Here is a 19,396-nt window from a genome sequence, read left to right as displayed (position 1 = left end):
TTTACGGAGGAGGCTAAATGGATGAGTTCAAACCGGAAGACGAGTTAAAACCTGACGCCAGTGACCGCCGTCCGACGCGGTCACGCAAATCGTCTTCTGCGCCGAAAGTGAAAGTACCGGTTTCTCGTCAGCATATGATGATGGGTATTGGTATTTTAGTTCTGCTGTTGGTGGTGCTGGGAATTGGTTCGGCGTTAACCGGTCCAGATGAGAAGAAACCAGCAACTAATACCGCAAATAATGGCGCGGCACCTTCAGCCGGTGGCAGCGAAAAGAACATCGACCTTTCAGGTTCGACGTCCATGAGCGGCCAGCAAAATGCCACACCTTCTGCTGATGGCGGCGCTGCGCAAACTACAGCGGGAGCGGCTGCACCTGCGGGCAACGACGCCCAGTCCATCTCGATGCCACCGGTATCCTCAACGCCCACTCAGGCCGAAACCGTTGATACTCCAGCGAACCAACAGCGTGTCACGCTGCCGGGCGATCTCAACACCGCGCTGAACAATCAGCAGGGTTCTGTGGATGCTGCGGCACAAGGCGCACAGGGTAACAGTTCGCTGCCAACCGCACCGGCAACGGTCAGTGGCAACGGTAAGGCGATGACGCCGCCAGCGATGCGTGCGGAAACCCCACCGCGTAATGCCAGCAACGGTGCACGCGAGACGCACGCTGCCAGCACCACCACGCACAAAGCTCCGGCAGCGACTAAATCGACGCCGGTGAAAGAGAACAACACGCACACTACGCCAGCGCGTAATGCGGCGCCTGCGAGCAGCAGCGCCAGCAAATCGTTGCCATCGGGCGGCAACTACACGCTGCAGTTGAGCGGTGCGTCGAAAGAAGAGAGCCTGAACGCCTGGGCGAGAAAACAGAACCTGAGCGGTTATCACGTGTATAAAACCACGCGCAACGGCCAGCCATGGTATGTGTTGGTGAGTGGTGCTTACGCCACGCCAGCCGATGCGAAACGCGCGGTGGCATCGCTGCCAGCAGAAGTGCGTGCGGCGAATCCATGGGTGAAACCGCTCAGTCAGGTGAAGAAAGAAAGTCAGTAATTGATGTGGGGCTGCGCAGATGTGGCCCCGTTTAAAGCGCAGAGCTGCTGTCGGTTTCACCACAGCCAATAATTAAGATGTAATAACCACGACAGCATGAAAAAAAATCGCGCTTTCCTGAAATGGGCCGGAGGGAAATACCCGCTCCTTGATGACATCCGTCGTCATTTGCCACAAGGTGATTGTCTAATCGAACCCTTTGTCGGCGCCGGTTCAGTATTCCTCAATACCGATTATGACCGCTATCACCTGGCGGACATCAACGGTGATCTCATCAATCTCTACAACATCGTCAAAACGCGTACTGCAGCGTTCATTGAAGACGCGCGCCAGCTTTTCAACGCCGAAGGTAACACGGCGGAAACCTACTACGCGCAGCGTATCGCATTCAATGCCAGCAAAGATGAATATCAGCGCGCGGTGCTGTTCCTGTATCTCAATCGCCATGGTTATAACGGGCTGTGCCGCTACAATCTGCGCGGGGAGTTTAACGTCCCTTTTGGTCGCTATCGTAAGCCCTATTTCCCGGAAGCGGAGCTGCTGTGGTTTGCCGAACGGGCGCAAAAAGCGACCTTTGTCTGTGAATCTTACGATGTTACTCTGAACAACGCCGCTGAAGGCTCAGTGGTTTATTGCGATCCGCCGTATGCGCCGCTCTCGGCAACGGCGAATTTTACCGCGTATCACACCAACAGTTTTAGCCTGCGCGAGCAGCAGCATCTGGCAGAACTGGCCAATAAGCTGGCGCAGCAAAATCGCATCCCGGTATTGATTTCTAACCACGATACGGTGCTCACGCGCGAGTGGTATCAGAATGCGGATTTACACGTAGTTAAAGCCCGGCGTTCCATCAGCCGAAGCATAAGTGGTCGCACTCAGGTCGACGAACTGCTGGCGCTTTTCCGCTAGTCTGTTTCGTCCGCGACCAACGCATTACGCCAGCTCCGGCTGGCGCACAAAATTGGGAGATTCGGATGAAACAATTTTTACTGGCCCCTTCAATTCTTGCTGCTGATTTCGCTCGTCTGGGCGAAGACACAGCCAAAGCGCTGGCGGCAGGTGGTGATGTGGTCCATTTCGATGTGATGGATAACCACTACGTTCCTAATCTGACCATGGGGCCGATGGTGCTGAAAGCGCTGCGCGATTACGGCATCACTGCACCTATTGATGTGCATCTGATGGTAAAACCAGTGGATGCATTGATCCCGGAATTCGCTAAAGCGGGCGCTACCTTTATTACTTTTCACCCGGAAGCCAGCGAGCATGTTGATCGCACGCTGCAGCTGATCAAAGAGCACGGTTGCAAAGCGGGTCTGGTATTCAACCCTGCGACACCGCTCGACTACCTCGACTACGTAATGGATAAGCTGGATATCATTCTGCTGATGTCGGTGAACCCTGGTTTTGGTGGTCAATCCTTCATTCCCGGTACGCTCGACAAACTGCGCGAAGCGCGTCGCCTGATCGATCAAAGCGGCTATAACATTCGTCTGGAAGTGGATGGTGGCGTGAAAATCGACAACATCGGCCAGATTGCTGCTGCCGGTGCCGACATGTTTGTCGCGGGTTCTGCGATCTTTGGTCATCCGGATTACAAGAAAGTGATCGACGAGATGCGTGGCGAACTGGAGAAAGTTAATGGCTCATTTCACTGATATCCGCGCGCTGGCGTTCGATCTTGACGGTACGCTGGTCGATAGCGCGCCGGGTTTGGCGCAGGCCATCGATCATGCGCTGGCCGATCTGCAATTGCCGCCGCCGGGTTTGGCATTAGCCTCCACCTGGATTGGTAACGGTGCCGACGTGATGATGACCCGCGCGCTGACGTGGGCGCTGGGACGCGAACCGCATGCCGAAGAGCAACGTGATGCGCGTGCACTGTTCGATAAATATTACGCCCAAACGGTGGAAGCGGGCAGCACGCTGTTCCCGCAGGTGAAAGAGACGTTGGCAGCGCTGCAGGCGCAAGGCCTGCCGCTGGCGATCGTCACCAACAAACCGACGCCGTTTGTTGCGCCGCTGCTTAAGTCACTCGGTATTGCTGATTACTTTACGCAGATTATCGGCGGCGATGATGTGGTGGTGAAAAAACCCCACCCGGCGGCCATTTTCCTCGTGCTTGGCCATTTTGGCGTGCTTCCCGGACAATTGCTGTTTGTCGGCGATTCGCGCAATGATATTCTCGCGGCCCAGGCAGCAGGCGTGCCGAATATAGGCATGACATTTGGCTACAACTACGGCGAGCCGATTGCGACAAGCCAACCCGATTTAACTCTCGACTCTTTTGACGAACTTTTGCCCGCTATCGGGCTGTGATTATCAGGACATAACATGAGCAAACCCATCGTTTTCAGCGGCGCCCAGCCTTCCGGTGAACTGACCATTGGCAACTATATGGGTGCGCTGCGTCAGTGGGTGCAGATGCAGGATGATTTCCACTGCATTTACTGCATCGTCGATCTGCACGCCATCACCGTACGTCAGGATCCGGTTGCGCTGCGTAAAGCCACGCTGGATACCTTAGCGCTGTACCTTGCCTGCGGCATCGACCCGGCCAAAAGTACCATCTTTGTTCAGTCGCATGTGCCAGAGCATGCGCAGCTGAGCTGGGTGCTGAACTGCTACGCCTATTTCGGCGAGCTGAGCCGCATGACGCAATTCAAAGATAAATCAGCGCGTTACTCGGAAAACATCACTGCCGGCCTGTTTGATTATCCGGTGCTGATGGCGGCAGACATCCTGTTGTATCAAACCAATCAGGTGCCGGTGGGCGAAGATCAGAAGCAGCATCTGGAACTGAGCCGCGATATCGCACAGCGCTTCAATGCGCTGTATGGCGACGTGTTCAAAGTGCCTGAGCCGTTCATTCCGAAATCGGGCGCGCGTGTGATGTCGCTGCTTGAGCCAACCAAAAAGATGTCCAAGTCAGACGACAACCGTAACAACGTGATTGGTCTGCTGGAAGACACCAAAGCGGTGGTGAAGAAGATCAAACGCGCAGTGACTGACTCTGCCGAGCCGCCCGTGGTGCGCTACGACATCAAAGAGAAAGCCGGTGTTTCTAACCTGCTGGACATTCTCGCTGGCGTCACAGGCAAAACCATTGCCGAGCTGGAGCAGGAGTTTGAAGGCAAAATGTATGGCCATCTGAAAGGCGCGGTTGCGGATGCAGTTTCAGGCATGCTGACCGATTTGCAGGAGCGTTATCATCGTTTCCGCAACGATGAAGAGCTGCTCAATCAGGTGATGCGCGATGGCGCAGCGAAAGCCCGAGCGCATGCGCAGGAAACGCTAAAGAAAGTGTACGAAGCGGTAGGTTTTGTCGCACAGCCATAAACGGCTTGCAGCATAGAGCAGAACGGCGGGTCATCATGACCCGCCGTTTTTATTTGATGCGATGTAACGCCAGTTCGGCGCCATCCCAGAACAGACGGGCATTGCCGTCAGCCAGCACGCTCAGCACGGCACCCGGTGCTGGTCCCCACGACTTATTGCCACAGCTCACGTTGAAACCGTAGCGGAAAGTGAAATCACGATCTTGCCCCGCGCCATTGGCGGCAGTGAGACGCGGTTTAGTTGCGCAGTTATCGACCGAAGGATTGATGCTGCGTTCGGCGGTACCGCGCGTCCAGTTGATCGCATTCGGCTTAAACGCCACGCGCGCACCCATAAACTGCGGGTCATTCTTAATGTAGATCTGACCCATCTCCTTCTTAGGTGTTACCGCCACCACCTGCCATTCGCCGACGACGTTCGACCAGGTAACGGGTGCAGCAGCGGCAACCGCGCTTAGCGGCAATAGCAACGCGCAAACCAGTGAAGCAACGCGCATGGAAACTCCTTATCAATGAGAAAGATGGCTATTAGTCTGGCGACAAAGCGCAGCGCTGTACAGTTTTTTGCCGCTTCAGAACCAGCGTAACTGTGAGCGCAGTTCCACAACGCGACCAACAATAATCAGAGCTGGACTGACAAACTGCTGCGCTAACGTCGCCAGCTCAGCCAGGGTTGCGGTTTCGACCCGCTGCTGCGGCGTGGTGCCATTCTGCACAATCGCGACTGGCATGGTCGCATCCATGCCGTGCTGCAACAGCTGCTGCTGGATCTCAGGCGCCTGCGCCAGTCCCATATAGAACACCAGCGTTTGCTGCTCGGCGGCCAGCTTGCGCCATTCGATTTCCCCGTGCTGCTGCAAATGGCCGGTCACGAAACGCACGCTTTGCGCGTGGTCGCGATGCGTAAGCGGAATGCCGCTGTAGGCAGCACAGCCCGATGCGGCAGTAATGCCCGGCACCACGCTAAACGGAATATGGTGCTGCGCCAACAGTTCAAGCTCTTCGCCGCCGCGACCAAAGATAAAGGGATCGCCGCCTTTCAGTCGCACCACGCGCTTGCCGCTCTGCGCCTGCTCAAGCAAAACCTGATTGATCTGCGCTTGCGGCACGCAGTGATGGCCCGCCTGTTTGCCGACGAAGATACGCTCAGCATCGCGGCGCACCAGATTGAGAATCGGCTCGGAGACTAAGCGGTCATACACCACTACATCGGCCTGCTGAATATGCTGCAGGCCTTTCAACGTCAGCAATCCGGCATCGCCCGGCCCGGCGCCCACCAGCACCACTTCGCCTTGCTGCGACAGCGGCGCATCGAATAAGGTCTCGACGATATGCTCCGCGCGCGGCCGATCATTATTTGCCAGGGTTTGTGCCAGGCGATCGCTGACAAAAAAACGTTCCCAGAACGCGCGGCGCTGCGCCATGCTGGCGAAGGTGCGCTTCACACGGCTGCGCAACGAACCGGCTAGTGCAGCCAGCTCACCGAGATGCTGTGGCAGCATCGCTTCGAGTTTTTCCCGCAGTAAACGCGCCAGCACCGGCGCACGACCGCCGGATGACACCGCAATCATCAGCGGTGAGCGGTCAATTATCGATGGCATAATGGCGCTGGCTTCCTGTGGTGCATCCACCAGATTACAGAAGATGCGACGCTGCTCAGCCACATCGCCAACCTGCTGATTGACCGCGTCATCGTCGGTGGCGGCAATCACCAGCCAGCAGCCGTCGAGCCAGCGCTCATCAAACGCGCCGGGTAGTAAAGTCAACTTTCCCTGTTGTGCCCACTGCTGGAAGGCAGGGGAGAAATCCAGCGCGCCCACGTGCAGATCGGCACCGGCATCCAGCAGCAAACGCGCTTTGCGCTCAGCCACATCACCACCGCCAACCAATAAACAACGTTTGCCCTGCAGGCGGCAAAACAGCGGAAAGTAGTCCATAGCTCATCCTGAAAAAAGCCCGCACGGGGCGGGCTAAAAAAGTGTTATACCGCTTTGAGCGGCGCGGCTTGCGCTTCGGGCTGCGGGCGTTGCGCCTGCGGCGTGGCATACCAGTAGCCAAGGCCCATCAGCACCATGCCAGAGAACATATTGCCCAGCGTCACCCACAGCAAATTGTGGCCGATACCGCTCATTGTGAGGTCTGCATTATGCTGACCAAACCACGACAGCGCAAAGACCGTCATGTTGGCAATCGAGTGCTCATAGCCGGAAGCGATAAACGCCAGTAAACACCACCAGATGGCGATAAACTTCGCCGTCCCTTCCGTACGCACCGCCATCCAGATCGCCAGGCACACCAGCCAGTTACACAGTGCGCCTTTAAAGAACAGTGCCATGGCCGGCTGCGTGGTTTTCGCCAGCGCTGCGCTGTGGATCAGCGAGCCAGCATTTGGCAGCAGCGGACCCGCGGCATAGTAATAAATCAGTGCCACCAGCACCGAGCCGACCAAATTTCCTAACCAGGTTTGCGGCAACACGCACCACATCTGACCTTGTTTGATGGTGCCGGCTTTCACGCCAATGGTGAGGAACATAGTATGACCGGTGAACAGCTCGGAACCGGCGATGATCACCAGCGTCAGCGCAATCCCAAAGGTCGCTCCCATCAGCAGTGGACGATAAGCCGCATCGACCAGATTACCGAGCGTGAAGATCAGGATAATTGCCAGGCCCACATAGGCGCCGGCCATTGCTGAACCGATCCAAAAAGCCAGCGGACTGTGCTGTGCAGTACGCACAATGCGCGCCGCATTGGCGGCGCATTTATTCAGGGTGTCAGTAAACATAGTGACGTCTCATAAAGTGAAGGAATGCGGTCAGGCACATATCTCAACCTTGCCTGCGCTGACGCGCACCGGATAGCTCGCCACGGAACGCGCTTCGTCTTCCAGACAAAAGCCATCACTCAGGCGGAAGCGCTGCTTTTTCAGTGGGCTTGCCACCCACAGCGCTTGCTGGTGCTCAGCAATCAAACCGCGTGATAACACGCTGGCCTGGGCGAAAGGATCAATATTGCTTAATGCGTAGAGCTGCTCATCATCGCGCGGTCGGAAAATGGCAATCTGCTGGCCTTTGACGAGGGCGCAAACGCCGGTCGCCGGGAGAATTTGGTTGAGTTCACACACCGGATGCCACTGGCTCATGCGTCGATCTCCTCAATCAGGGTGATCGCAATGCGCTCGTCGGGACGCGCCGGGCGATGCTGATCGCGTTGGTTAATATGCTGCACCAGCGGATCGCGCTGATCGCTGTTGATAAAGGTGTTGAAGTGATTGTGCTGCTGCGGATGTTGCACCGTCGCGGTCCATTCGCACTCAACTTCGCCGCGCAGGCGAGTCAGCTCGCTTTCAAGCTGCGCATTGAGGCCAAGCTTGTCGTCAACAATGACGCTGCGCAGATAGTCGATACCGCCATCCATGCTTTCCAGCCATAGCGAAGTTCGCTGCAGGCGGTCGCCGGTGCGGATGTAGAACATCATGAAGCGATCCAGATAGTGCAGCAGCGTGTCGCGATCGAGATCGGCAGCCAGCAGATCGGCGTGACGAGGTTTCATGCCGCCATTGCCGCACACATACAGGTTCCAGCCTTTTTCGGTGGCGATAATGCCTACGTCTTTGCCCTGAGCTTCCGCGCATTCACGGGTGCAGCCGGAGACGCCAAACTTCATCTTGTGCGGGGTACGAATGCCTTTGTAGCGATTCTCCAGCTCGATGCCGAAGCCAAGGCTGTCGCCAACGCCAAAGCGGCACCAGACGCTGCCGACGCAGGTTTTCGCCATGCGCAGCGCTTTGGCATACGCCTGTCCGGTTTCAAAACCGGCCTCAATCAGCAGTGTCCAGATGGCAGGCAGATCGTCACGCTGCGCGCCAAACAGGCCAATACGCTGCGAGCCGGTGATTTTGGTGTAAAGATTGTACTGGCGCGCCACGGCGCCAATCGCCATCAACCCTTCCGGGGTAATTTCACCTCCGGCTGAGCGCGGGATCACCGAGTAAGTGCCATCTTTCTGAATATTGCCGAGGAACAGATCGTTGCTGTCCTGCAGCGGTGCCAGCTGTGGCTTCAGTACGTACTCGTTCCAGCACGAGGCCAGCAGCGAACCCACGGTGGGCTTACACACTTCGCAGCCGTAGCCCTGACCATATTTGGCCAGCAGCGCGTCAAACGATTTGATCTCTTCTACGCGAATCAGGTGATACAGCTCCTGACGCGAGTAAGGGAAGTGCTCACACAGATGATTGTTGATTTCGATGCCCTGACGGCTCAGTTCACCGTTCAGTACCTGCGTAATCAAGGGAATGCAGCCGCCGCAACCGGTTCCGGCGCGGGTTTCGGCTTTCAGCGCCGCTACGGTGTGGCAACCGCCCTGCACGGCCTTGACGATATCGCCTTTACTCACGTCGAAGCAGGAGCAGATCTGTGCGCTATCCGGCAGCGAATCAACGCCCATTGCCGGTTTCTCGCCGCTGCCTGCAGGCAGGATCAGCAATTCGGGATTTTCGGGTAACGTGATGTTATTCAGCGCCAGCTGCAGCAGATTGCCGTAATCGCTGGTGTCACCCACCAGCACCGCGCCCAGCAATGTGCGGTTATCTTCGCTGACAATCAGCCGCTTATAGATATTTTTCTGTTCGTCGAGCCACAGGTAGCTGCGCGCGCCCGGCGTGCGGCCATGCGCATCACCAATGCCCCCGACATCCACGCCCAGCAGTTTCAGCTTGGCGCTCATGTCTGCACCGGCAAAGGCATTATTGCGGCCCATCAGCCTATCGCTGGCGACCTGTGCCATTTTATAGCCCGGCGCAACTAAGCCATAAATACGGTTCTGCCAGGCGGCGCATTCGCCGATAGCGTAGATGGCCGCATCGCTGGTTTGGCAATGATCGTTAATGTCGATGCCGCCGCGCTGACCTAGCGTCAGACCGCACTGCTTAGCCAGTTTGTCCTGTGGACGAATGCCGGTAGAGAAGACGATGAAATCAACATCCAGCGCGCTGCCGTCGGCAAACTCTAGCGTTTTACCGCCTTTGGCATGATGGACGATTTGCTGGGTGTTTTTGCCGGTGTGGACGCGTACGCCCATCTGCTCGATTTTGCGTCGCAGCTGCTCGCCGCCTTGCGGATCGAGCTGCTCCGCCATCAGCACGGGTGCGAACTCAATCACGTGGGTTTCAATGCCGAGGTTTTTCAGCGCGCCTGCAGCTTCGAGCCCCAGCAAGCCGCCGCCAATCACCGCGCCGCGTTTGCTGCGACGGGAACAGGCTTCAATGGCGTTCAGATCTTCAATGGTGCGATAGACAAAGCAATCGCTGCCTTCCGCACCTTTGATGGGGGGAATCCATGGGTAGGATCCGGTGGCGAAAATCAGCGTGTCATAATGCACCGCGCGACCGGTATTAGAGTGAATCAGTTTTTCGTCGCGGTTAATGGTGATGGCGCGTTCGCCAAGCAATACATTCACCTGATGCTTCTGGTAATAACCTTCGCGAACCAGTGAAAGTTCTTCAGCGGTGTGATGGGAGAAATAGGCGGAAAGGTGGACGCGATCATAGGCGACCCGGGGTTCTTCACAGAAAACGGTTATCGAAAACTGATTCGAAACATCTTTGTCGATAAGTTCTTCTATAAAGCGGTGGCCGACCATGCCGTTGCCAATAATAACGACACTGTGCTTGCTCATGCTTGCCTCAAAAATTGCGGTATCTGCGGCTACCTTAACGCGCCGCTTTAGGCGCTTATTGATATACATCAAGCGCGCTCTTATATACCTATTTAGAGGTATGTAACTGATTTTGAACAAATAAGTTAAGTGGCTTATTTGGTTGATAATTACCCAATCATTTTCTTCGCCGCACATTCCGTAGCGGCGCGATTTATCGCGCAATAAATCGCGCCGCTACGGAATGTGCCCGCGGTGACATTGGTTTTCATGCTAGCTTAAGATTTTGTGTTTTAGCGGAGAACGGCATGGCAAACCCGTCACTGAAGTGGATTAACAACCTGCGCTTAGCGGGTCAGCAAGGCTTGTGGCAAATCGAAATCGACAACGGCAAAATTGCGCACCTTCGCCCGCAGCCGCCACAAACGGCTGTACAGGCTGACGCGTTGGATGCTGAGGGAGGACTGGCGAGCGCACCGTTTATCGAGCCGCACATACACCTCGACACCACGCAAACCGCCGGTGAGCCTGCATGGAACCAATCCGGCACGCTGTTTGAAGGCATTGAACGCTGGGCGGAGCGTAAAGCGTTGCTCAGCCATGAGGATGTTAAACAGCGCGCGCAGCAAACGCTGAAGTGGCAAATCGCCAACGGTATTCAGCACGTGCGCACACATGTTGATGTCTCCGATCCCACGCTTACCGCGTTAAAAGCGATGCTGGAAGTGAAAGCGGAAATGGCACCGTGGATCGATATCCAGATTGTGGCATTTCCGCAGGAGGGCATTCTCTCTTATCCCAACGGTGAAGCCTTGCTGGAAGAGGCGCTGCGCATGGGCGCGGATGTGGTTGGCGCGATTCCGCATTACGAATTTACCCGCGAATATGGCGTCGAGTCGCTGCATAAGACGTTTGCGCTGGCCAATCGCTACGATCGGCTGGTGGATGTGCATTGTGATGAGATTGATGATGAGCAGTCGCGCTTTGTCGAAACGGTGGCGGCGCTGGCGCATCGCGATGGCAACGGCGAACGCGTCACCGCCAGCCACACCACGGCGATGCACTCATACAACAATGCTTACACGTCGCGGCTGTTTCGCCTGCTCAAGCTTTCCAATATCAATTTCGTCGCCAATCCGCTGGTGAATATCCATCTGCAAGGGCGCTTTGATAGCTATCCCAAACGTCGCGGCATCACGCGGGTGAAAGAGCTGCTGGAGGCCAATATCAACGTCTGTTTCGGGCACGATGACGTGTTCGATCCCTGGTATCCGCTTGGCACCGCCAGCATGCTGCAGGTGTTGCATATGGGACTGCACGTCTGTCAGTTGATGGGCTACGAGCAGATCGATAACGGATTACAGCTGATTACAGCGAACAGCGCCAAAACCCTGCAGCTGGCGAATTACGGTATTCAGCCGGGCCACGAGGCCAGTTTGATTATTCTGCCGGCGGAGAGCGGATTTGATGCCGTGCGGCGTCAGGTGCCGGTGCGTTATTCGCTGCGCAAAGGGGTATTAGTGGCAGCGACGCAGCCAGCCAGCAGTGAAATCTATTTAGCGGAAAAAGAAGCGGTAACGTTTAAGCGGTGAAGAGCAGGGCGGACCGAAGTCCGCCCGTCAAACTTAGTGAGTAACGTGGCCATGCTGGCGATGTTTGGTGACAAAGCCCAGCAGAACACACATTACAAACACCACGGCGTACAAACCGTTGGCGGTAGAGAGCGCCGCATGTGCGCCACCGGTTGCCACGATTGGGCCGGTCACCACGAACGTCAGCATGGTGCCGACGGTGCCGCAGGTCAGGATGAAGTTCACCAGCTTCGGGGAAGAGACCTTGGTTTGCAGCGAGCCCAGCGTGATGATGGTGGTGTAAATGGCGCTAGAGCTGAAGCCCAGCGTCATGATGATCCAGTGCAGCATGCCAGCATCTTTGGACGTGACGAACCAATACATCAAACCCGTTGCCAGTGCTGCCAGCACCATCAGAATGCGTTGCAGATCGAAGAAGCGCAGCACGAAGCTAAACACCCACATGCCGACCATATACGCGGTCCAGAAATTACCTACCAGTTGACCGGCAGCGGCAATATCCATGCCCATTGATTTGGTGGCGTATTCCGGTACCCAGGAGATGAAGCCGAGCTGGCCAAGGATGTAGCACAGCGCCGCAATCGACAGGAACAGTACGCCGATGCCCCACTTCTCTTTCTCCACGCCTGGCTTAGCAGCCTCGCTTTTCAATACCGGGAACTCAATGAACAGCGTAAGCACAAAGATCGCGACATAAATCACGCCGATGCAGGCATAGACCCAATACCATGGCAGCGCACGCGCCAGCAGGATACCGGCGATAATCGGGAAAATGGTGCCCGCCATGCTGAAGAATGAATCGGTGAACAGCAGACGTGCGCCGCGTTGACGACCGTCGTACAGATGGGTGATCAGGAAGGTGCCGATCGACATGGTAATTCCGCTGACCACGCCGAGCACGAACATGCACAGCGAGAAGACGGTGAGATCGTGGCTGGTCATCAGGCCAGCGACGGCGAGGATCATCAGCACGAAGCCAAAAATCAACTGACGCTTCAGCGGCACAATCACCATCAGCCAGGCGTTCAGAAACACCGACACCAAAATGCCCGCATTAAGGAAAGTAAAGGTGTTGCTCATTTCTGAGATAGGGCGTTGGAAGTACTGCGCGATATTGTCCAGCACCATACCGGTTACGATCACTAGTGCGCCGGTGAGCGCATAGGAGAAATAGCTAATCCAGGTAAGGCCGAGCCGATTACGGTTTGTCATGTTCTGAACCTGTGAAGCGCCGAGATTGGCAAAAAAGTGTCATGAATTGTAAGTGCAACTGTGATCTTAATAAACAACGAGTGAAACAAGCGGGAACTATTTCATTAAGAGTGTGATTTTAATCACGCAAATGATTGCGTGGCGGCAAAAGTATGACAATCGCAACATCCACGTAAATATCGGTAAAACGCTGGCTCTTGGATCACATGCTCTTTACAATCAATCTCGTTTTTGAGCTAGCTCTCCATGGTAAGGAATCTTTCATGCTTAAACGTACTTTAACAGCGGCTGTTGCCCTGTTAGCGCTCTCTTCTGTATCTTCTGCCGCTCTGGCAGCCAAAGGGGATACTCATGTGCTGCTCACCACGTCTGCGGGCAATATTGAACTCGAACTGAACAACCAGAAAGCCCCGGTTTCGGTGAAAAACTTCGTCGATTACGTCAACAATGGTTTCTACAACAACACCATTTTCCACCGCGTTATTCCTGGCTTTATGATTCAGGGCGGCGGATTCACGACGGATATGCAGCAGAAGCAAACTGTTGCGCCAATCAAAAACGAAGCCGACAACGGCTTGCGTAATCTGCGCGGCACCATTTCAATGGCGCGTACCGCAGATAAAGATAGCGCCACCAGCCAATTCTTCCTCAACGTGGCAGATAACGCGTTCCTCGATCACGGTCAGCGTGATTTTGGTTATGCGGTGTTTGGTAAAGTTGTGAAAGGCCAGGATGTGGTCGATAAGATAGCTCAGGTGCCGACCAAAGATGTGGGCCCGTACCAAAATGTGCCGTCAAAACCGATTGTTATCCTCTCCGCCAAAGTCCTGCCTTAATCGCGTAACGCGCCATATTCCCCTGGCGCGTCATTTCATCTCCGGCAAAGCAAAAAATTGCTGCTTATACTTAGGGCTCATTGCTTGCCGGAGGCGCTATGACCAGCAAACTCACCGAGAAACAGAAAGCCACGTTGTGGCAGCAGCGCCGTGCTGCGAGCTATCAAGCCAGCTGTCGCCTGGCCGGTTACACGTCGAGTGAACCTTTAATCGATGCAGAACACGCCGAAGAACGACTGGCGTCGCTGAGGAGACAATATGGCGGATAACAGCTTAGCGGTGCGCGATCCCTACCTGTGGCATAACGACAGCGTGCTGAAGAATCGCCTCGACATTCACGACGAAGTGCAGCTGCGTAAAGCCGAACTGGCCTTCAGCAGCGCGCGTCTGGCGACGTTAGAACTGGGGCCGCGCAGCATCGGCTTGCCGCGGTTGTGCCATATTCATCGCACGCTGTTTCAGGATCTCTACAGCTGGGCGGGAGAGCTGCGCACTATCGATATCTGGCGTGATGAAACGCCCTATTGCCACTGCGAATACATCGAGAAAGAGGGCAATACGCTGATGCAGGCGCTGGAAGAGGAGCGCGGTTTAGCCGACCTGCCAGCGGAAACGTTCAGGGCGCGCATCGCTCATTACTACTGTGAGATTTTCGTCCTGCATCCATTCCGCGCTGGCAACGGACGCGCGCAGCGCATCTTCTTCGAGCAGCTGGCGTTGCACGCCGGTTATCAGCTGTCGTGGGAAACACTCGAACGCGAGGAGTGGCGCGCCGCGATCTCGGCTGGCGTCGCGGGCGATCTGGATCCGCTTACTGCCCAGTTTGCGAAAGTGGTGAGCCCGGTCAGCTAAAATGGGTAGAATAGCGCCGCTTTTACTGGCCGGAGGGCGCTATGCTGCTGCTAATCGATAACTACGACTCCTTCACCTGGAATCTTTACCAATACTTCTGCGAACTCGGCGCGGATGTGCGCGTGGTGCGCAACGATGCCATTACGCTGCAAGAGATTGAAGCGTTGCCGCTAACGCATCTGGTGATTTCGCCAGGCCCGTGCACGCCAGATCAATCCGGCATCTCGCTTGCCGCCATTCGCCACTTTGCCGGGCGCGTACCGATTCTCGGCGTTTGCCTTGGGCATCAGGCGATCGCCCAAGCGTACGGTGCGCAGGTGGTACGTGCGCGGCAGGTGATGCACGGTAAAACCTCGCGCATACAACACAGCAATCAAGGTGTGTTCCGCAACCTGAATAACCCGCTTACCGTAACGCGCTATCATTCGCTGATTGTGGCGCGTGATACGCTGCCCGCTGAGTTTGAAATCACCGCGTGGAGCCTGCGCGACGGCGAGCCGGATGAGATTATGGGCTTCCGCCATCGCACCTTGCCGCTGGAAGGCGTGCAGTTCCATCCGGAAAGCATCCTCAGTGAACAAGGCCACCAACTGCTGGCTAATTTCCTCAGCGCGTAACTTATGTTTGCCTTCGTATGATTTTTTATGCATATTTTGTGATTATATTTTCACATTAGCTCAACATATAACCCGATGAGGTCATCAATGGCAGCGGAAAAACTAGCGGTAACCCGGGAAACGTTCGATAACGTTATTTTGCCTGTTTATGCACCTGCGCAGTTTGTGCCGGTTAAGGGCAAAGGCAGCCGAGTGTGGGATCAGCAGGGCAAAGAGTATATCGATTTCTCAGGCGGTATCGCGGTAACTGCATTGGGCCATTGTCATCCGGCGCTGGTGGAGACGCTGAAAACCCAGGGCGAAACACTGTGGCATACCAGCAATGTGTTCACTAACGAACCGGCGCTGCGTCTGGCCAGCAAACTTATTGCTGCCACTTTTGCCGACCGCGTGTTTTTTGGTAACTCCGGCGCAGAAGCCAACGAAGCAGCCTTCAAGCTGGCACGTTATTACGCCTGTAAAAAACACAGCCCGTTTAAGAGCAAAATCATCGCCTTCCATAACGCCTTCCACGGTCGCACGCTGTTCACGGTCTCGGTTGGCGGGCAGCCGAAATATTCCGATGGCTTTGGGCCAAAACCGGCGGATATCGTGCATGTGCCCTTCAACGATCTCGACGCAGTAAAGGCGGTGATTGACGATCACACCTGCGCCATCGTGGTGGAGCCGATTCAGGGCGAAGGCGGCGTGGTGCCCGCTACGCAGGCGTTTATGCAGGGTTTACGCGCATTGTGCGATGAACATAACGCGCTGCTGGTGCTGGATGAAGTGCAGAGCGGCATGGGCCGCAGTGGCAAACTGTTTAGCTACGAGCATTACGGCATCAAGCCCGATATTCTCACCAGCGCAAAAGCGCTGGGCGGCGGATTCCCGGTGAGCGCGATGTTAACCACCAACGACATTGCATCGGTGATGGCGCCGGGCGTACATGGCACCACCTACGGCGGCAATCCGCTGGCCTGTGCGATTGCTGAAACCGCGCTGGATATCATCAACACACCGGAAGTACTGGAGGGTGTGGAAGCGCGCCGTCAGCAATTTGTTGAAGCGCTGCAAGCCATCGACAGCAAATTCGATATTTTCAGCGAGATTCGCGGCAAAGGCCTGCTGATAGGTGCCGCGCTGAAGCCGCAATTCGCCAGCAAAGCACGCGACATCCTCAATGCTTCTGCAGAGGAAGGGCTGATGATTCTCACCGCCGGCACCGATGTGATTCGTTTTGTGCCGTCGCTGGTGATTGAGCCAACCGATATTGCCGAAGGCATGACGCGTTTCGCGACGGCGATTGAAAAGGTGCTGGCCGCTTAATCTGCTTTCGGACGTAACACCTTGAGCCAGCGGCCATGATGCGGTCGCTGGCTCCACGCCAGTGAAGAGATGGTGTGCATGACGTTAAGGTGCTGCAAAATCCGCTTCACATGCTGTTCGACAATCGTAACCGGCCCTTCGTTAAGATTCTCCGGCGCTTCCAGAATATTGCTGTCGTTGCCCGGCCCGTCATACGCCAGCCGCTGCTGGCAACGCTGCAGCGCAATTTCACAAGATTGCAGATAACGTTCCGCCAGCTTCGCCGTCAACATGGTGTGCTCGCGCGCCAGAATCGTCATGGCGTTAATGTGCTCAACGATAAACTGGCTGTGCGTCACCCACATGCGCATATCTTGCAGATATTTCAGGTTAAAGCCCGGCTCGCTCGACGCCTGGTTCAATGAGTTGAACAGCGCGTTGTGTGCCTGGTTAACCTTGATACGCTGATACGCCAGCTTCTCGGGCGACTGCTCCGGGCCAAGCAGTAGCTGCAGCGCTTCCTGATATGCTTCCAGCGCATCGTGCGCATTCTTGCGCAGCAGTCCGCTTTGCCACTGCGGCCACAGCCAAATCATGCCGGCGAAAGCAATCAGGCAGCCCATCAAGGTATCCATCATGCGCGGCAACAAGAACTGCGCGCCGTTGAGCGACAGCAGCTGCAGCGAATACACCGCAGTGACGGTGAAGCCAATCATCGACCAGCCATAATATTTCCGCGTGATCAGATAGCTCGCCAGCGTGATGCCCAGCATAAACAGCAAGGTGATTGATTCTGGCACCGCCAGCTGCAGCGAGGCCGCGGCAATCAATAAACCGGCAAAGGTGCCCAGCGCACGGTGCTGAATACGCACGCGCGTGGCGCTATAGCCGTTCTGGCTGACGAACATAATCGTCATCAATATCCAGTACGGTTTAGGGATATTAAAGAACAGTGCCAGCGAGCTGCCAAACATCAGCATCACGGCGAAGCGGGCCGCAGTGCGTAAGGCGGTGGATTTGAACGACAGATAACTGCGCAGTGCTGGCAACAGCGGCAAACGACGTTGACGATCGGCCATCAGGTCGCGCGTGTAGAGCGGTTTCTGCGTGCGCAATACGCGGGCGATGCGGCTGAAGTGGTAGAGGCAGAAATTGCCGACCGGATTATCCGGATGCTGGCGGGCAATTTTCTCTAGCGCGCCGAGCTGTTTCTCCATATGAAAGCGATCCGGCAGCTGATGATAGAGAATGGCATCGGCCAGCACGCGTAACCGTGCGGAGATAATTTTGGCGTTCCAGCGGATCACCGCTTCAGCGTGACTCTCCTCCACCAGCTTCTGCACCTCTTCAGGCTGATGCAGGCTGACCGAGATGTGTTCCTGTAAATCCAGCGCCACCTGGAAGGCGCGCGTCAGGCGCTTGTGGCTGTTATCGCGGCTGGCCGACAGCATATGCATTTGCTGGTAGCAGGTGGTAATGAGATCGACCGCCTTTTGCTGACGTGCCAGCAGCGGTGGCAGCGCTTTTTCCGGATCGGTTAGCTGCGTCAATAAGGTGTACTTGGCATCGCAATAATCGGCCAGTTCGCGGAACAGCAGGCTGAGTGATTCGCGCATCGGCTGCTCTTTCCACAGCCAGAACCAGAACCAGTTGAATAAGCCGTACCACAGCGTGCCGCCAATATAGAGCAGCGGCGGCACCCATATCGGCATGCGCCTAACCAGGCTGAGCGTAAAGATGGCGGCGATTAAAGTGGCGGGCAGCAGGCGTGCATGCAGCGGGCCGATTTCGCCGGTTACGCCGATCAGCAGCGGCAGCGCCAGCAGGATCAGCGGCAGCGGAATCTGGTAAGCGGTCAAAATTTGCATCAGGAAACTGCCGGTGGCAAACAGCGAACCACCGACAATCAGGCGTTTGAAGAAGCGTTTATGCGGCGTATCCAGACCCGCCATATTGCAGCAGGCAGGCACTAACGAGAACAGCAGACCTTTTTGCAGATCGCCAAACAGCCAACCGAGAGCCACAGGCAGGCACAGCACCAGCGTTTGCCGCAGCGCATAGTTGACTTCAGGATGATAGATGATTCGGCGCCACATCAGCTCATCGCAAATAGAAACGGCGCGATGTTGCCATCACGCCGTGGGTGAGAAGAAATTAGCGGGTGCCGTAAACGACGATGGTTTTACCGTGTGCGGAGATCAGATTCTGATCTTCCAGCATTTTCAGGATACGGCCCACAGTTTCGCGTGAGCAGCCCACGATCTGACCAATCTCCTGACGGGTGATTTTGATTTGCATGCCGTCTGGGTGAGTCATCGCATCTGGCTGTTTAGCCAGATTAAGCAGCGTTTGCGCAATACGTCCTGTCACATCAAGGAAAGCGAGGTTGCCCACTTTCTCCGATGTCACTTGCAGACGACGCGCCATTTGCGACGAAAGTCGCATTAAAATATCCGGGTTTACCTGAATCAGCTGACGGAATTTTTTGTAGGAAATTTCAGCCACTTCGCAGGCAGACTTCGCACGCACCCAGGCACTACGTTCCTGGCCTTCTTCGAAAAGACCGAGTTCGCCGATGAAATCTCCCTGATTGAGGTAGGAGAGAATCATCTCTTTGCCTTCTTCATCTTTAATCAGTACCGCTACGGAACCTTTAACGATGTAGTACAGCGTTTCCGCTTTCTCACCCTGATGGATGAGCGTGCTTTTGGATGGATATTTGTGAATATGGCAATGGGACAGGAACCATTCGAGTGTAGGGTCTGTTTGCGGTTTGCCGAGAACCATTCGCTATTATCCTCTGTTGTAATCGTGCCCAAAATACAGGGGGCATTTTTTCCCTGTCAGGCGGTTTAATCGTCGAGCGTTTCCAGTAATGGAAAAATTATTCCGGGTCATTCTTAAGCTACGCTTTTGATTCTTCCCGCCTTCGTCTGTAACGACGAA

Annotated in this window: 19 protein-coding genes; 11 read left to right on the top strand and 8 right to left on the bottom strand. The window is 55.6% G+C overall.

What is annotated here, in order from left to right; all coding sequences use genetic code 11:
• The first annotated feature begins 17 nt into the window (after positions 1–17).
• The 5 genes from WH298_RS08070 to trpS all read left to right on the top strand — a co-directional run bounded on the left by WH298_RS08070 (position 18) and on the right by trpS (position 4,397).
• A complete protein-coding gene (locus WH298_RS08070; RefSeq protein ID WP_049851941.1) occupies positions 18–1,058 on the top strand; it encodes an SPOR domain-containing protein in 1,041 nt (346 codons plus the stop codon).
• Between the two features lie 96 nt (positions 1,059–1,154).
• The gene (gene dam, locus WH298_RS08065) at positions 1,155–1,967 is read left to right on the top strand and encodes an adenine-specific DNA-methyltransferase (RefSeq protein ID WP_007892268.1); all 813 of its coding nucleotides are present in this window, start codon (positions 1,155–1,157) and stop codon (positions 1,965–1,967) included.
• A gap of 65 nt (positions 1,968–2,032) precedes the next feature.
• On the top strand, positions 2,033–2,716 hold the full coding sequence (gene rpe / locus WH298_RS08060) for a ribulose-phosphate 3-epimerase (protein WP_007892266.1): 684 nt from the start codon (positions 2,033–2,035) through the stop codon (positions 2,714–2,716).
• Positions 2,700–3,377: a phosphoglycolate phosphatase gene (locus WH298_RS08055; RefSeq protein ID WP_007892264.1), complete on the top strand. Its 678-nt coding sequence runs from the start codon at positions 2,700–2,702 to the stop codon at positions 3,375–3,377. The genes rpe and WH298_RS08055 overlap by 17 nt, the downstream gene beginning before the upstream one ends.
• A 15-nt stretch (positions 3,378–3,392) precedes the next feature.
• A complete protein-coding gene (trpS, locus tag WH298_RS08050; RefSeq protein WP_007892261.1) occupies positions 3,393–4,397 on the top strand; it encodes a tryptophan--tRNA ligase in 1,005 nt (334 codons plus the stop codon).
• Between the two features lie 49 nt (positions 4,398–4,446).
• Here the strand turns inward: trpS and WH298_RS08045 are convergent, their stop codons facing one another.
• From WH298_RS08045 to nirB, 5 genes are all read right to left on the bottom strand, one after another.
• On the bottom strand, positions 4,447–4,893 hold the full coding sequence (locus tag WH298_RS08045; protein WP_007892259.1) for a hypothetical protein: 447 nt from the start codon (positions 4,891–4,893) through the stop codon (positions 4,447–4,449).
• Positions 4,894–4,968: 75 nt separating this feature from the next.
• The gene (gene cysG, locus WH298_RS08040) at positions 4,969–6,333 is read right to left on the bottom strand and encodes a siroheme synthase CysG (RefSeq protein WP_049851945.1); all 1,365 of its coding nucleotides are present in this window, start codon (positions 6,331–6,333) and stop codon (positions 4,969–4,971) included.
• Positions 6,334–6,377: 44 nt separating this feature from the next.
• Positions 6,378–7,181 carry a nitrite transporter NirC gene (gene nirC, locus WH298_RS08035; protein WP_007892254.1) on the bottom strand — a complete coding sequence of 268 codons (804 nt, stop codon included), beginning with the start codon at positions 7,179–7,181 and terminating at the stop codon, positions 6,378–6,380.
• A gap of 30 nt (positions 7,182–7,211) precedes the next feature.
• Positions 7,212–7,538: a nitrite reductase small subunit NirD gene (gene nirD, locus WH298_RS08030; protein WP_007892253.1), complete on the bottom strand. Its 327-nt coding sequence runs from the start codon at positions 7,536–7,538 to the stop codon at positions 7,212–7,214.
• A complete protein-coding gene (gene nirB, locus WH298_RS08025) occupies positions 7,535–10,075 on the bottom strand; it encodes a nitrite reductase large subunit NirB (protein ID WP_180822611.1) in 2,541 nt (846 codons plus the stop codon). The genes nirD and nirB overlap by 4 nt, the downstream gene beginning before the upstream one ends.
• Positions 10,076–10,362: 287 nt before the next feature.
• On the opposite strand from nirB, the gene WH298_RS08020 reads away from it, so the two are divergent.
• The gene (locus tag WH298_RS08020) at positions 10,363–11,646 is read left to right on the top strand and encodes a cytosine deaminase (protein ID WP_180822610.1); all 1,284 of its coding nucleotides are present in this window, start codon (positions 10,363–10,365) and stop codon (positions 11,644–11,646) included.
• A gap of 33 nt (positions 11,647–11,679) precedes the next feature.
• Here the strand turns inward: WH298_RS08020 and tsgA are convergent, their stop codons facing one another.
• Entirely contained in the window at positions 11,680–12,858 is a 1,179-nt protein-coding gene (gene tsgA, locus WH298_RS08015; protein WP_007892246.1) for an MFS transporter TsgA, read from the bottom strand.
• Positions 12,859–13,121: 263 nt separating this feature from the next.
• Here tsgA and ppiA point away from each other — a divergent pair, with 263 nt between their 5' ends.
• The 5 genes from ppiA to argD all read left to right on the top strand — a co-directional run bounded on the left by ppiA (position 13,122) and on the right by argD (position 16,471).
• Complete coding sequence (ppiA, locus tag WH298_RS08010; protein WP_007892242.1) at positions 13,122–13,694, top strand: peptidylprolyl isomerase A; 573 nt, start codon at positions 13,122–13,124, stop codon at positions 13,692–13,694.
• A gap of 98 nt (positions 13,695–13,792) precedes the next feature.
• Entirely contained in the window at positions 13,793–13,963 is a 171-nt protein-coding gene (locus WH298_RS08005) for a YhfG family protein (protein ID WP_007892241.1), read from the top strand.
• Positions 13,953–14,546, top strand: coding sequence for a putative adenosine monophosphate-protein transferase Fic (locus WH298_RS08000; RefSeq protein WP_180822609.1), 594 nt, complete (start codon positions 13,953–13,955; stop codon positions 14,544–14,546). Before WH298_RS08005 ends, WH298_RS08000 begins: the two co-directional genes overlap by 11 nt.
• Before the next feature lie 41 nt (positions 14,547–14,587).
• Complete coding sequence (locus WH298_RS07995) at positions 14,588–15,163, top strand: aminodeoxychorismate synthase component II (protein ID WP_049851951.1); 576 nt, start codon at positions 14,588–14,590, stop codon at positions 15,161–15,163.
• An 87-nt stretch (positions 15,164–15,250) separates the two neighbouring features.
• Complete coding sequence (gene argD, locus WH298_RS07990) at positions 15,251–16,471, top strand: bifunctional acetylornithine/succinyldiaminopimelate transaminase (RefSeq protein WP_180822608.1); 1,221 nt, start codon at positions 15,251–15,253, stop codon at positions 16,469–16,471.
• Here argD and WH298_RS07985 read toward each other — a convergent pair.
• The gene (locus WH298_RS07985; protein ID WP_180822607.1) at positions 16,468–18,546 is read right to left on the bottom strand and encodes a YccS/YhfK family putative transporter; all 2,079 of its coding nucleotides are present in this window, start codon (positions 18,544–18,546) and stop codon (positions 16,468–16,470) included. The two genes, argD and WH298_RS07985, sit on opposite strands and share 4 nt — an antisense overlap.
• Positions 18,547–18,604: 58 nt before the next feature.
• Positions 18,605–19,237: a cAMP-activated global transcriptional regulator CRP gene (gene crp / locus WH298_RS07980; RefSeq protein WP_003852956.1), complete on the bottom strand. Its 633-nt coding sequence runs from the start codon at positions 19,235–19,237 to the stop codon at positions 18,605–18,607.
• Positions 19,238–19,396 lie beyond the last annotated feature (159 nt).

The organism is Pantoea nemavictus, assembly GCF_037479095.1.
Taxonomy (GTDB): Bacteria; Pseudomonadota; Gammaproteobacteria; order Enterobacterales; family Enterobacteriaceae; genus Pantoea; species Pantoea nemavictus.
This window is presented reverse-complemented; position numbering and strand designations above follow the sequence as displayed.